The organism is Streptomyces sp. NPDC107498, from assembly GCF_055582805.1.
This window is the reverse complement of record NZ_JBVJPE010000005.1, coordinates 187,017-200,455: the sequence shown is the minus strand read 5'-3', so window position 1 is coordinate 200,455 and position 13,439 is coordinate 187,017. Positions and strand designations below refer to the sequence as shown.

Genomic DNA, 13,439 nt, shown 5'->3' with positions numbered 1-13,439 from the left:
TGCGTTACTTCGTGTACGGGACCTTCAGCGCGTTCCACGACGCGGCGCCCGGGACGCCGTCGGCGTCGGAGCCGCGGAAGCCGAGCTTGTGCTGCCACTTCGCGTAGCTGAGCCGGTCGGCCTCGCCCCAGCGGGGGCTCGGGCCGACGGTGTACGCGGAGCAGCCCTCGGCGACGAGGCGGCGGCCCATGGCCGTGATGACCGGGGAGCTCGTCTCCCTGCGGAAGAACGAGGTGCCCGGGAAGGGCTGGAGGCGGGGGGCGGCCGGCTTGCCGGCGCCGGGGGCGGGCTTGGCGGGGGCCTTGTTCAGCCGGGCCTGTACGCGCTCGCGCATCGTCGGCATGGCGAAGCCCCGGGGGTCGTCCTTCCAGTCCGACCACTCCTTGTGGCCGATGACGGAGCGGGCGCCCCACCCGTGGGCCCGGCACAGGGCGGCGGAGACCCGTTCGATGGCGTCGAGCTGGGCGGGCGGCCAGGGGTCGGTGCCGTCGCCGAGGTTGACGCACTCGAAGCCGTAGAAGCGGGAGTTGCCGTCGACGGCGCCGGCGCTGCCCTGGTGCTCGCGCGGGGCGGGCGGCCGGTCGCCGTACGTCTCGCTGGTCACGGCCCGGAGGACGGACGGGTCGCCGCCGCCGGCGTGGTTGGCGCGGCCGTTGCCGACGAGGTGGACGCTGCCGTCCTTGGCGATGACGCCGTGGCAGAGCGGGCCCGGCAGCCCTTCGTACCCGTCGAAGCACATCTCGACGGTGTTGGCGGTGCCGGCGGAGACGGTGTGGTGGATGATCACGCCGGTCACGGGGCCCCAGGCGCCGTGACCGTTGCGGTTGTGGGTGCGCCAGCCGGGGTGTTCGACGACGGTGACGCCTTCGGCGCGGAGCGCGGCGACGAGCCGGTCCGCGGTGAGGGGAGTGGCCATCTGGTGTCCTCCGGACATGAGAAAGGCCCGCGTCGGGCGGGCCTGCGGGGTGCGTTCTTCCGTACGGGCTCTACGGGACGGGTTCCGGGGTCGGCTGGACCGGCGGAACCGACGGGGCCGCCCAGGCGGCGCACAGGTCGGCGTACGCGGACCGGCGGGTCTCGAAGTCGGCGAGCGCGGCGTCCACCGCCCGCTGGACGGCGGTCTGGTCGGGGACGACCGGGACGCCGTCCAGCGCGTTCACGATGACCAGGCCGGAGCCGCGCAGGACGGTGTCGCCCGCGCCCTTCTCGGTGAGCTCGGCGGTGACGTACACCGACGGGTACTGGCCGGTGACCGGGTCGCGCTGGACGGTGTGGCCCAGGCTGTTGTCGTAGACGCGTACGTAGAGGACGTGGGCGTTCTCGGTGACGGTGGCGCGGCCCGCGTAGTCGATGGCCACGCCCCAGGGCTGGGAGGGGTCGATGTTCATGGGGTGCTCCTCGTGGTCGGCTTGGTCGGCGGGGCCCCGGTGCTCAGGTCTGGGCGCCGTGGATGAGGACGGGCTGGGCGTAGACCGTCCCGGAGGAGGCCAGGGCCTGGATCTCGATGTTCATCGTCTGGCCGAACCGGGCCTTCATGTCGCCGGGCAGCAGTCCGGTGTAGTCGTAGGTGGTGCCGGCGGTGACCGTGGGGCCGAACGGGACGTTGTCGACGAGGACCCGCACCTGGCCGGTGCCGCCGCTGGACGCGGCCGTGCTGATGGCGAGCCGCATCTTCGGCTGCCAGATGGGGTTGGAGCAGCGGGCGACGGTCGTGAAGGCGGGGGCGGTGGTGGAGGGCCACTTGGCCGGGTCGGTGGCCAGGGGCGGCATCAGCTGCAGCCAGGGCCGGGCGAGGCCGCCGGTCATGATGTCGTCCGCGAAGATCTCGTGGTTGTAGCCGTCGAAGATCCGGAACAGCGGCCGGGTGACGGTGACGCTTCCGGACGGTGTCGGCCGGAACTCGTTGACGGCGGGCCGGGTGTTCACGGCCGTGGACAGGGCCTTGATCCGGCGTTCCATCTGGTTGAGCCGGTCGATGATGTCCTCGGGCAGCTGGGGCATCAGGCCTCCTCGAGGTAGAGCTCGGCGGTGTCGGGGCGGCCGCGCTCCGGCGGGGTGATCTTGGTGCCGACGATGCGGTAGCGGGCGTCCAGGCCCTGGGAGTACCACTCGTCGGTGATGCGGATGCGGGCGACGCGGCCGAGGAGCGCCGGCGGGACGATCCCGCCGAGGTGGATGCTGATCGAGGGGATCACCACGGCGCCGCGCGCCTGCGCGAGTTCGGTGGCGGCCAGCGAGTCGAGCGCGAGCGGGTCGGTGACCTCGTTGTGGTCCGAGGACAGGTCGATCAGCGGCCAGCCGTCCACGAGCAGGTCGCTGGCGTACTGCTGGGTGGAGAAGATCGGCCGGGACTCGGCGGCGGCGTTGGAGTTGGTGGAGGCGCCGCGGGCCAGGGCGGTGGTGCCGCCGCGGGTCGCGTCGTACGGGAAGGAGTACGACAGGATGACGCCGGGCCGGTCGAAGACGAGGTCGGTCGCGCCGGTGACGATCTTGGGTTCGCCGATGCGGAGCTGCCGGATCCGCCGCCCGGTGACCGGGTCGCGGTAGACCATGACCTGGTACTCGAAGCCGTTCTCCGTGGCGGCGAGCTGGTCGAGCGCCTCCAGGTAGACGGTCTCGTCGCCCTTCCGCCACGAGGCCGTCTTCTGGAACTTGGGGACCTCGTCGCCGAACGTGATCCCGAGGCGGCGGGGTTCCCCGCCCTCGGGGGCACCGGGATAGGCCTGGACGTCGAGCTCGCGCCAGAGCCGGCGGGCGATCTCCGCCTGGTCGGTGGGGGTGTCGTACGTGATGTCCGTGCGGATGCGGCGGCGTCCGGCGTACGAGTCGAAGGTGGCGGCCTGGATGCCGAGGGTCAGCACGCCGCGGCCGCTGGACTGCAGGGTGCTGGTCCAGACGATGCCGCCCCACCACAGGTCGCCGCCGCGCTCCAGGTAGACCGCGGTGCGGCCCTCCCGGACCTTCTTGACGCGGTCGGCGATGTCCTTGTCGGGGATGGGGATCGTGCCGGAGAGCGAGCCCGCCTTGCCGATGTAGTCGTCGAACGAGACGTCCCGCAGGGGGAGGATGTCCAGCGTCTGGTCGGTGAGCAGGTCGCAGAAGATCGCCCGGTAGGGCGTGTCGATTGCCATCGAGGGGCCCCTTACAGGACGTAGGTGGCGCTGATGCGGATGTTCCGTCCCGGGACGAGGGCGCCGTTGGAGGACCAGGTCCGCAGGTTGATCTGGCCGTTGGTGTAGATGTTCGCGCCGCCGTCGCCGAAGCCGTCGCAGGCCGAGGCCTCGAAGTCCATGGACGGACGCCAGCCGGCCGGGAGGGTGCACAGCGGCTCGTCGGGCATGTTGCCGGCGCTGTCCACGTTGACCTGGGCGCCGCTGCGGGTGACGGTGGCGGTGACGGTGCACAGACCGCTCTTGGTCCTGCGGCCGCTGAACGAGACCATCGACCAGTTGGGCAGTGCCGTGGCCCCGGTGGTCGTGGTCTCGGTCTCGACGGGCGGCTGGTAGACCACCCAGGCGCTGCCGTTCCAGCGCTGGAGCTGGCCGCCGTTGGAGTCGCGGTACTGGCCGTTGTAGCTGCCGGTGGTGATCGTGCCGCTGGGCGCGATGCCGCCGATCTCCTTGGGGTAGGCGACCCAGGCGGTGCCGTCCCAGCGCTGGAGGAAGTGGGCGTTGTCGTTGTCCTGGTACTGGCCCGGGTAGGCGCCGGGCACGCCGGCGTTGTTGTACACGGGCAGGATGCCGCCGGCGGAGACGGTCGTGGTGCGCAGGTCGGTGGCGGCGCCGCCCGCCCAGTCGATGCCGCCGGTGCCGGCGGAGGCGCCCTTCTTCACCTTCACCGTGAACAGGACGAGGGAGCGGGCGGGGGCCGCGGGGGCGGCCGGGACGGCCGCCGGGGTGCCCTTGACGATCTCGATTCCGGCGGCGAACTTGCCGAGGGCGTCCACGTCGTTGTCGTAGACGCGGACCACGACCAGGTCGATGCGGTCGTTGAGCGGGTCGCCGTCGGCGAAGGTGATCGTGATGTCCTCGTCGAGGGCGACCGGGTAGGCGCCGTCGGTGGTGGCGCCCTGGACGACGGCCTTGCCCTGGTAGACGGTGGCCGTCATCGGGCCGGTGGAGCTCATCCACAGGCCGCCGACCCGGTACTTGCCGTCGTACGTGCCGGGCAGGATGCCGGACCGGACGCCGAGCGGGTTGACGGGGGTGGTGGCGCCGATGTTGGTGATGCGGGTGTTCTGGCGGGTCTGCCCGGTGGGCATCAGCCATCCGGAGCGTACGGGCATGTGCTTCTCCTGGAGCTGGGGGCGGTCGCGCCGCGGCGCGGTGGACTCAGTACTGGGGGGTGACCTGGATGAAGGAGTTGTCGAACCAGGCCCGCACGTTGGCGTTGGTGCTCCGGTAGTACGCGGTGACCGTGTAGGTCGCGCCGGGCGTCAGGCCGGACAGGCGCTGAGTCGTCGAGACGGAGACGGCATCGGTGGGGCTGGACGACTTGGAGGCGAAGGCGGAGAGTTCGTCGTCCAGCTCCCGGACGACGGTGGTGCCCTGCGTGACGCGGACGCACATCAGCGCGGAGCTGGCGACGCCCGTGGTGCCCGAGTTGAGGGAGAGCTCCATCTTCGAACCGAAGGAGAGGATCACCTGCCGGCTCTCCGGGGCGACGAAGGTCACCGCCAGCGGGTTCTCGGCCCGGTCGACCAGGGTGTTCACGAAGGTCGTCGAGAGGGTGTAGCCGCCGTCCAGCGAGTCGTCGAAGTACGGACCCGGGTAGGCCGGGGCCCACGCCGCGCCGTTCCACCGCTGGACCGGACCGGCCGAGGTGCCCCGGTACTGGCCGGTGTAGCTGCCCGGGGTCGTGGCGTTGACGGACGTCGGCACGATGCCGCCGATCGCCTCCGGGTAGGCGACCCACTGGCCGCCGTCCCAGCGCTGCAGCTGGTTGTTGGCGGTGTCCTGGTACTGGCCCGGGTGGGCGCCCGGCAGGACCGGGCCCTCGACCGGGAGGATGCCGCCGAGGGCGACGACCGGGGTGCGCAGGTCCTTCAGGGAGGTGCTCCACGGGATGCCGCCGTTGCCCGCGCTGGCGCCGGCCGGGACCGTCACCTCGTACAGCGCGAGGCTGCGCGCCGGGGCCACGGGAGCCTTGGGGGCCTGGCCCGGCACGCCCTGGATGATCTCGATCTTCGCCTCGTTGCGGGTGCTGCCGTCGTAGAGGTTGTCGTAGACCTTCAGGACGACCAGGTCGATCCGCCCGTACTGGGCGTCACCGGTGGCGAAGGTGACCTGCTCGGAGGCCGGCAGGGACACCGGGTAGACGCCCTGGGAGATGTCGCCCTGGATGACGGCCCGGCCCTCGGAGACCGTCGCCGTCATGGCGGAGGCCTTGTCCATCCAGAAGCCGGACAGCCGGTACTTGCCGTCGTAGGAGCCCGGCAGGATGCCGGAGCGGACCTGGACGGGGTTGATCATCGTCGTCGCGCCGACCTGGTTGAGGCGGGTGTCCTCGCGGGTCTGGCCGGTCTCGGCGACCCAGCTGCTGCGCAGGTTCATGGGGTTCTCCTAATCGGGGTTGCGAGGAGGGCGGTTCAGGACCGGATCCACTGGGCGGTGAGGGAGGTGTGGTAGCCGGAGCCTCCGAGGGTGCGGACCGAGGGCGCCTGGTTGTGGTAGCCGGAGAGCTGGAGCACGTTGCCCGCGTTGAGCTTCACCAGGCCCTCGCCGCCGACGCTCGTGGCGCCCATGGAGGCCGCGGTCATCCAGGTCATCCGGGGCACGCCGACGCCGCCGTTGACGATGCGGGCGCCGCGCACACCGTTGGTGGAGTCGCCGTTCCAGGTGATGTTGGCGGAGATCCGCCACCAGCCGGTGCGCGGGACGACGTAGCTGTCGGTGCCGTTCCAGCCGGTGAAGTCGTCGATGTCGACGTACTGGAGGGTGATCGGCGTCCAGGCGTTGGCCGGCACGCTCTGCATGGCGGTCTGCGAGACGCTGAAGAGGACGGTCGCCCTGCCCTCGGCGTACTGCCAGGCCGAGCCGTCCCAGCGCTGGAGGACGCCGGCGTTGTCGCGGTACTGGCCGGTGTAGCCGCCGGTCGTCATGGTGCCGTGCGGGGCGATGCCGCCGATGGGCTTCGCGTACGAGACCCAGGTCGTGCCGTCCCAGCGCTGGAGCAGGCCGGCGACGTCGCGGTACTGGCCGACGTAGGCGCCCTTGAAGCCGCTGGTCGGGATGATGCCGCCGAGCGCGGTCATCGGGTAGTGCAGGGTCGTGACGACGCCCGGGGCGGTCCACTGGACGCCGCCGGTGCCGGCCGAGGTGCCGGCCGGCACCGAGACGGTGTAGAGCGGGAAGGCGCTGCCGGGGCCCGAGGAGGGCACGACCGGGGTGGCCGCGGGGGTGCCCTTGACCAGCCGGATGACGGCCCCGGTGGCGCCGCTGCGGTCGTACGCGTCGTCGAGGACGGCCAGTTCGATCAGGTCGATCCGGCCGTACTGCGGGTCGCCGTCCGGGACGGTCAGCGTCTCGGGGGCGGTCACCGCGAGCATGTACGCGCCCTGGGCGGTGTCGACGCCCTGGACCACGGCCCGGCCGGTGCCGATCGAGCACTGCATCGCGGACGCGCCGGTCAGGACCAGGCCGCCGGGCACGATGCCGGGCCGCGAGCGCAGCGGGGTCTCCGCGGCGCTCTGCCCGTTGGGAGTGAGGAGCGCGGCCAGGGCGAGCCGGGTGTCCTCGCGGGTCTGGCCGGTGGGTTGGAGCCAGGCGGCCCGTACGGTCATGGGTGCACCTCTTCTGTGCGGGACGGGAAGGGAGTCGGCGCCTAGGGGGCGGTCACCACTCGGCGCTGCGCCAGCGGACCGTCATCAGGGCTTCGGGGGTGGCCGAGTCGGGCCGGAACGACAGCTCCGTGCGGCCCGGTTCGAGGAGGAACAGCTCCTCCGGGCTGGAGTCGGCCATGGCCGTGTGGCGGCGCGAGGCGGTGTTGTTGAGCATCACCGTGCCGTTGGCGGTGTCGACGACGAGCTCGTCGCCGGCGGCCAGGTCGATCGCGTACCGCAGCCGGCGCTTGCTGCCCCGCTCGGTGACGGTCGGCATGGAGCAGGGGCCGCGGAAGACGATCACCGGGTGCGTGGCGGCGGAGCCGGTGTTCTCGGCGACGGCGTCACCGGTGGACTTGGCCTGGCCCCAGTCGAGCGGCCAGACCAGCGGCCAGGTGAGGCCGGTCTCCGGCTGCGGGGGAGTGGTGGAGGCGCTCTGCTCGTTGACGGTGTAGCGGCGCGGGTCGGAGGCGAGCCACTGGATCGACATCTTCGAGCTGCCCTGGGTGGCGAAGCCCTGGTCCGCGGGGACCACCCGCTGGGCGATCCGGGCGCGCACGGCGAGGAGTTCGCCGTGCAGCCGGACGGTGAGCCAGCGCTCCTCGTCGAGCAGGGCGAGCGACTGGCGCAGGGCGCGGATGGCCTCCGTCGCGCCGTTGTACTCCGGCATCAGCACGATCGTGCCGCTGATCTTGCGCGGCTTGGCGTACCGGGAACCGGGCCAGGCGCCGTGCGAGGTGGGCCGGTCGGCGTCGGAGGAGTCGTACTCCGGCAGGTCCTCCCAGCCCTGGAGACCGGACCGGTCGACGTTGAACGGCGTACCGGGGCCGATGAGGAGCCCGGCCCACTGGATCTGCCCGTCCTGGGTGATCAGCGAGCCGGGCGCGAGGTCGGCGGTGAGGTCGTTTCCGGCGTATGTGGTTGTGGTCTCGGCCATGGGGCCGTCACCTCACTTCTGAGGGGCTGTCGGGCTTTCTGGGGTCGGGTGGGGCTTCAGCCGTGGGCGGCGACGAGGAAGAGCAGGTCCTCGGCGGTCGACCGCGGGCCGGCGCCCGGCTCCTCGTGGAACTCCGCGATGCGGTGGGGCCGCCGGGGGGCCTCGGTGAGGGCCGGGACGCGGCGGTGTTCCAGGACGGCGAGCGGGTCGATGCGCGGCGCGCTGTCGGCGCCGGGGAAGACGACACCGCCCTCGGCGAGCATCGGGATCTTGTCGATGTCGACGCCGAACTTCTTGCCGAGGAGGTTGAAGCTCAGCTTGTCGAGCCCGTCGATGATCCAGTTGGCGAAGGCGATCAGGCCGTTGATCGGCCCCTTGACGACCCCGAGCACGGCGCTGAGGGCGCCCTTGACCAGGTCGCCCATGCCGTGCAGGGCCTTGGCGACGGCGTCCTTCGCGTGCCGGAAGAAGCCGGGGATCTTGTCGGTGATGAAGGACAGGACCGGCTTGACGGCGTCCTTGACGGAGCCGATCGTGCGGGAGGCGATGCCCCGCAGGGCCTGGGAGGCGGAGGTGACGGTGGTGCGGACCCTGGAGATGCCGCTGATGCCGGAACCGATGAGCTTCAGCGCCGTCGTGAACAGGGTGAGGTAGGCCTTGAAGTAGGTCCCGACGGCCTGGCCCATGAGCTTGACGACCGGCTGCAGGAACTTCCAGACCGACTGGAAGCCCTTCAGGGCCTGCTGCATGACCTGCTTGATGATCTTCTGGCCGGTCTCGCTGTTCACCGCGTACTCGATGAGCCAGGAGACGACCGGCATGAGGATGCCGAGGACGAAGCCGAGCGGGTTGCTGCGCATGGCGAGGTTGACGCCGGTCATGGCGACGGAGGCGACGGTCATGACCGTGCCGTAGGTGTCCATCAGCTTGGTGATGGTGTCGGTGATGGGCAGCAGCGGGGCCAGGAGGGCCAGGATGCCGCCGACCGCGGGACCGAGCCTCCCGGCGGCGGTGCGGACCTTGCCGGCCGCCGTGCCGAGCTTCTGGAGGCCGGCGGCCGCCTTCGACCGCTGGATCCGGCCGACGGAGGTCGCCGTGCCGGACGCGGTGCTCCCGAGGGTGCGTACGGAGGTGCCGGAGGTCCGCAGGTCGGCGGCGAACCGGGCCGTGCCGTCGGCCGCCGCCTGGACGTCCCCCTTGAGGCGCTTGAGCGTGCCACCTGCCGTCTCGGCGCCCTGCCGCAGGGAGGTCAACACCGGCGTCACGCGCCCGAACGCCGGCATGCGGAGGGCCACGGCACTCATCCGCGTGCCTTCGCCAGGTACATCAGCGCGTCCGCGGTGGACTGCGGGTCGTTGTTGCGGGCCGCGTGGTAGTGCTCGATGTGCAGTCCGGCACCGCCGCCGCCCCGGCCCGACTGCAGCTGCGCCGTCATGCGGGCGCGCCGGGCGGTGAGGGCGAGCAGCCGGTCCAGCTTGGACAGCGGCAGGACGGCCTCGGCCTCGCCGGCTTCGGCGAGGATCGCCGGGACACCGCCGCTGCGGGGCATGACGACACCGCCGGTGGCGAGCATCGGGATGGTGGGGATGTTGACGCCGAAGGTCTTGCCGCCGACGACCGGCACCCAGCCGGGGACGCTGACCTTGACGCCGTTGACGGCCCTGATCATGCGGTTGATCAGGCCGATGACGGCGTTGATCGGGCCGGACACGCCGCTCTTGATGCCCTCGAACGCCCGGGACGCGATGCCCTTGAGGCCGCTCCAGATGGAGGACATCTTGTCCTTGACGGCGGTGAAGGCGTTCGGGATCGCGGACTTGATCCAGTTCACGACCGGGGTGATGACGGCCTTGATGCCGTTCCAGACGGAGCCGACGACCGTCTTGATCGCCTTCATGACGGTCGTGATGACCGTCTTCCAGATGGTGACGTAGGTCTTGATGACGGTGGCGACGGCCTTGACGACGGTGGAGACGGCCTTCTTGATGCCGTTCCAGACCGTCTTGATCAGGTCGCCGGCCTTCTTCATGATCGGGCCGACGGCCTTCATGACCGCGCTGATCACGGTCTTGATGCCGTCGAAGGCCTTCTTCAGGACCTTCTGCATCGTCTTCGACTGCATCGCCATCTCGACGATCTTCTCGATGAGAGGCATGAAGAGTTCGATCAGGCGGGCGAGGAAGTTGCCCTTCATGGACTTGTTGAGCTTGTCCTGGCCCTTGGCGGCCTTGCCGGCGCCGGACTCGTACTTGCCCATCTTCTTGCCGGCGGACTCGGCGGTCGTGCCGGCCTTCGACATGGACTTCTCGGCCTGGTCCGAGGCCGTCTTGAGGTTCTTGAGCTGGGTGTTGGAACCCTGGGCGTTGGTCTTGAGGGTCTTGAGCTGACCGGACGCGGACTTTCCGGCGTCGCCGACCTTCTTAACCGAGGTACCGGCGCCGGAGGCCTGGGTCTTGAGGTTGCGCAGGCCGTCGGACGCGTTCTTGAGGGACTTGACGAGAGACATGGGTTACCTCCTTTCGGGGTGAGGGGGGATCAGGTGGTCGCGGCGCCGATGGCCTGGTCGAGGGACTGGACCGACTGCCTGAGCTCGTTGAACTTCGTGCGCAGGGTCCCGCTCGCCGTGGCGAGGTGGGTCATTCCCGCGGCCGACGCCTCCAGCTTGGGCCCCTCGGGGATCTTGGTCGGGGTGAAGCCGAGCATGGAGGTCTTGAGCTTTCCGACGGCCTTGGCGACCTTCTCGACCTTGCGGGGGTCGGCGTTCCGCATCGAGTTGTTGATCTTGTTGACGCCCTCGGCGACCGGTTGCATCCGCGCGTGGTCGACGCCCGCGACGGCGTCGGCGATCTTCTGGATGGCGTTCGCGGCCTTGGTGGCCCTGCCCTCGGCCGGCAGCTTGCGGAACGACTGGATGAAGGCGGGGGCGCGGTTGTTGAACTTCAGCAGCTCCGGGTTCAGCTGCTGGAGCTGAGCGCGCAGGTTGTCGAAGTTCGCGTCGGCCGGGATCTGGTCGAGCAGATTGCCGCCGCCGTTCTGCTGGGCCTGGATGTCCGTGAGCCGCTGGCGCGTCCAGGTGCCTTCCTGGTTCGGACCGTAGGTGAAGCCGCCGTTCCTCCCGGCGTGCCACGTCTGCAGCTTCAGGACCAGCCACGCGCCCAGGGCGGCGGTGAGGATGGGGACGACGACGACCGCGATGGCGGTCGCGATGGCGCCGAGGGCGCCGAGGATGCCACCCTCGAGCCCCGCCTTGATGATCTCGGCCATGGTGCCGAGGCCCACCTTCTCCATCCACTCTTCCCATGGAGCCTTGGCGGCCTCTTCGGTGGCCTTGTCCTGCTGTGCCTTGAGGTCCTCGACCAGCTTGTTGATGGGCGCCAGCTGCTGCTTCATCCACTCGGTCGTGGGCAGCCAGCCCCCGTCCACCTTCCTCAGGTAGTGCCTGAGGCCGGCCACCTGGATCGAGAGTTCCTCGTTCGTTACTTCTGCCATGGTTGCTCCGCTTCCGGCCGGTGACGGCCAAGCGCCGAAAAGCCCCTGCCGGTGTGGAGCTTCGGCAGGGGCTCGTGCGGGGGGCGGGCGGTTCGGGCGGCTAGACGTCGTCCCGACGGGAGCCGTGGCGCACCGTCGCGAGGGCGTCGTTCCAGCCCGCCGCGTACGCGAGGGTCTCGTAGCGGCTGACCTCGGCGAACAGCGTGCCGAGCAACGCTCTCTTGTCGAGGGCGACGGGTCCGTCGAGGAGCTGGCGGAGGCGGTCCTGGAGCGGGATGTGCGGTCGGGATGCCTCAGCCTGCTGAGTCATGGACGCCTGCCTTCCGGTTACTTGCCCGTGCGTGCGTGGCGGCGCCGCGGAGTGAGGCGGGGGCACCACGTTATCGAACTACTGTGCGAACAGAGTCTGGGGCACCTGTTCGGGATTTGTCGAGCGGGAAACGTCTGACGGCGTGTCTTCTTGCCAACGCTCGGTGGGGGTTGGTCCTCGAACAGAGCTTCTGTTCGACCGGGGTACTCTGGAAGGCGCGTTCCCCGGACCTGACTCATTCGGGGAGCCGGGGGCGCGAGGGGCGCGTGGGGACCCCAGGGGGTTGGAAGGCAGTGCTGACGCATGGACACGGAGCCGGCAGGTAACCGGCGCGAGCAGGTCGTCGACTGGCTCGAATCCCACCCCGACCTGCCCCATCTCTTCGCGCGGCTCGCCGAGCTCGTCCACGTCGCCGGCCACGCTCCGGAGGACCTCGTCGTGCTGCCCCGCGCCGAGGTGGACCGCCGCGAGACCGCCGCGTTCACCGCCGGCTGGGCCGAGGCCGTCTCCGACGAACTCCCGCGCATCCGCAGGGAGTACGAGCGGCGCGTGGCCGACGCCTATGCGCAGGGCCAGGGTGACGCGCGTGGAATACGGCGCCCGCAGCGACGCGTGGACAACGTCCCGCAGGACGGGGCCCGCGTCATCCCGCTGCCCTTCGCCCGGCTCCTGGAACCCCCGGCCGCGGTGGTCAAGGCCGAGGAGCGCGTCCGCCGGGAGCGCGAGCTGTTCGAACAGCGCCCCGAGCCGGAGTACGGGCCGGAGCCCGCGCCCGCGCCGCCGCCCGCACCCGCGCCCGGGTACGAATCCGTGCCCCCGCCCGGATACGGACCCGAACCGGAGCACGCGCCCGCACGCGAACCGGACCCCGGACACGGCTCCGCGGCCGACCCGGAGTCCGAGTCCGACGCGGACGCGCGGCCGAGCGCCCAGGAGAGCCGCCCCCGCAGGAACGCCCAGTCGGTGCGGAAGGTCGTCCGGGGCAAGGGCGGCCGCCCGATCGTGCCGCCGATCGGCGGCGTGCCCGGCCAGACGGGAGGGACCCCCGACCGGCGCGGGCGCCGGCTCTCCGAGCGGGCCAGGACCCTGGAGGAGGACCTGGCCGCCGAACGAGCACAGGAAACGCCCCCGGACCCCGCCTCCTGACGGGAGCGGGATCCGGGGGCGAAGGCGGACATCAGCCGAAGAAGCGGGCGAGGGCCGAGGGGGAGACCGCCGGACCGGCACCCTCCTCCGCGGACTCCTCGCCCCGCTCCTCGCCGTCCTCGTCCCTGACGCCGGGACGGGGGACGGGCTTCGGCGGATCCGGGGTCTCGTCGTCCTCACCGGTGTTGACGCACTGGAACATCCAGTTGGCGGCGGCCAGGTGGTCCACCGCGGCGGCGAGCAGATGGTCGGTGAGCGACCACTCGGCCGCCTCCCCGTGGATCTCGCGCTGCACCGCGCTGTCCGCCGGCAGGTTCCTGACCAGGACCATCAGGCGTCGGCTGGAGAGGTCGCCCCGGTGCCAGTCGAGGAGATCGGTGGCGTAGTAGCGGAGCAGGTCCGCCTCGAGGGCCTCGGCGTGTTCGTCGACGAACTCGACGAGGCTCAGTCTTCCCCCAGGCCGAGCCCGGTCTCCTTGCCGTAGGCCTCCAGGATGGCGGCGACGTCCTGCATCGTGAGGTCGTGCTCCTCGAAGCGGACGTACTGCTCCTCACCCATCAGGAGTTCGAGCAGACCGTCCACGTCGTTGTCGTCGAGCTTCCGCAGCGCCTTCGCGGTCTTGCGGGAGAGCTCGGTGGGAAGCGTGTAGGACTCGCCGTCCAGCTCGAAGGACCAGGTGCGGCCGTGGGCCTCCAGGCGCTGGGCGCGGGCGGCGTTGACGTCGAAGCGGGCCATGG

15 protein-coding genes are annotated in these 13,439 nt (G+C 71.1%); 1 reads left to right on the top strand and 14 read right to left on the bottom strand.

The annotated features are described in order from the left end of the window. Positions 1 to 4: 4 nt before the first annotated feature. From ACZ66Z_RS11380 to ACZ66Z_RS11325, 12 genes are all read right to left on the bottom strand, one after another. On the bottom strand, positions 5 to 916 hold the full coding sequence (locus tag ACZ66Z_RS11380) for a peptidoglycan-binding protein (protein ID WP_469933723.1): 912 nt from the start codon (positions 914 to 916) through the stop codon (positions 5 to 7). A 70-nt stretch (positions 917 to 986) separates the two neighbouring features. Then, the gene (locus ACZ66Z_RS11375) at positions 987 to 1,388 is read right to left on the bottom strand and encodes an ATP-binding protein (protein WP_469933722.1); all 402 of its coding nucleotides are present in this window, start codon (positions 1,386 to 1,388) and stop codon (positions 987 to 989) included. A 43-nt stretch (positions 1,389 to 1,431) separates the two neighbouring features. Next, the gene (locus tag ACZ66Z_RS11370; protein WP_469933721.1) at positions 1,432 to 2,001 is read right to left on the bottom strand and encodes a hypothetical protein; all 570 of its coding nucleotides are present in this window, start codon (positions 1,999 to 2,001) and stop codon (positions 1,432 to 1,434) included. Then, entirely contained in the window at positions 2,001 to 3,131 is a 1,131-nt protein-coding gene (locus ACZ66Z_RS11365) for a hypothetical protein (protein WP_469933720.1), read from the bottom strand. Before ACZ66Z_RS11365 ends, ACZ66Z_RS11370 begins: the two co-directional genes overlap by 1 nt. 11 nt (positions 3,132 to 3,142) lie before the next feature. Further along, complete coding sequence (locus ACZ66Z_RS11360; RefSeq protein ID WP_469933719.1) at positions 3,143 to 4,285, bottom strand: hypothetical protein; 1,143 nt, start codon at positions 4,283 to 4,285, stop codon at positions 3,143 to 3,145. 46 nt (positions 4,286 to 4,331) lie between these two features. After that, on the bottom strand, positions 4,332 to 5,552 hold the full coding sequence (locus ACZ66Z_RS11355) for a hypothetical protein (protein WP_469933718.1): 1,221 nt from the start codon (positions 5,550 to 5,552) through the stop codon (positions 4,332 to 4,334). Positions 5,553 to 5,587: 35 nt separating this feature from the next. After that, positions 5,588 to 6,781, bottom strand: a complete 1,194-nt coding sequence (locus ACZ66Z_RS11350; protein WP_469933717.1) for a hypothetical protein — start codon at positions 6,779 to 6,781, stop codon at positions 5,588 to 5,590. A gap of 52 nt (positions 6,782 to 6,833) precedes the next feature. After that, positions 6,834 to 7,757 carry a phage distal tail protein gene (locus ACZ66Z_RS11345; RefSeq protein WP_469933716.1) on the bottom strand — a complete coding sequence of 308 codons (924 nt, stop codon included), beginning with the start codon at positions 7,755 to 7,757 and terminating at the stop codon, positions 6,834 to 6,836. Between the two features lie 56 nt (positions 7,758 to 7,813). Then, positions 7,814 to 9,061, bottom strand: a complete 1,248-nt coding sequence (locus ACZ66Z_RS11340) for a tape-measure protein (RefSeq protein WP_469933715.1) — start codon at positions 9,059 to 9,061, stop codon at positions 7,814 to 7,816. Next, on the bottom strand, positions 9,058 to 10,263 hold the full coding sequence (locus ACZ66Z_RS11335; protein ID WP_469933714.1) for a phage tail protein: 1,206 nt from the start codon (positions 10,261 to 10,263) through the stop codon (positions 9,058 to 9,060). The genes ACZ66Z_RS11340 and ACZ66Z_RS11335 overlap by 4 nt, the downstream gene beginning before the upstream one ends. Before the next feature lie 29 nt (positions 10,264 to 10,292). After that, entirely contained in the window at positions 10,293 to 11,246 is a 954-nt protein-coding gene (locus tag ACZ66Z_RS11330) for a hypothetical protein (protein WP_469933713.1), read from the bottom strand. A 100-nt stretch (positions 11,247 to 11,346) separates the two neighbouring features. Then, positions 11,347 to 11,556, bottom strand: coding sequence for a hypothetical protein (locus tag ACZ66Z_RS11325; RefSeq protein ID WP_469933712.1), 210 nt, complete (start codon positions 11,554 to 11,556; stop codon positions 11,347 to 11,349). A 303-nt stretch (positions 11,557 to 11,859) separates the two neighbouring features. Here ACZ66Z_RS11325 and ACZ66Z_RS11320 point away from each other — a divergent pair, with 303 nt between their 5' ends. Continuing rightward, the gene (locus ACZ66Z_RS11320; protein ID WP_469933711.1) at positions 11,860 to 12,702 is read left to right on the top strand and encodes a hypothetical protein; all 843 of its coding nucleotides are present in this window, start codon (positions 11,860 to 11,862) and stop codon (positions 12,700 to 12,702) included. 31 nt (positions 12,703 to 12,733) lie between these two features. Here ACZ66Z_RS11320 and ACZ66Z_RS11315 read toward each other — a convergent pair whose 3' ends face one another. After that, complete coding sequence (locus tag ACZ66Z_RS11315; protein ID WP_469933710.1) at positions 12,734 to 13,033, bottom strand: hypothetical protein; 300 nt, start codon at positions 13,031 to 13,033, stop codon at positions 12,734 to 12,736. Positions 13,034 to 13,146: 113 nt separating this feature from the next. Then, on the bottom strand, positions 13,147 to 13,437 hold the full coding sequence (locus tag ACZ66Z_RS11310) for a hypothetical protein (RefSeq protein WP_469933709.1): 291 nt from the start codon (positions 13,435 to 13,437) through the stop codon (positions 13,147 to 13,149). Positions 13,438 to 13,439: the final 2 nt, after the last annotated feature.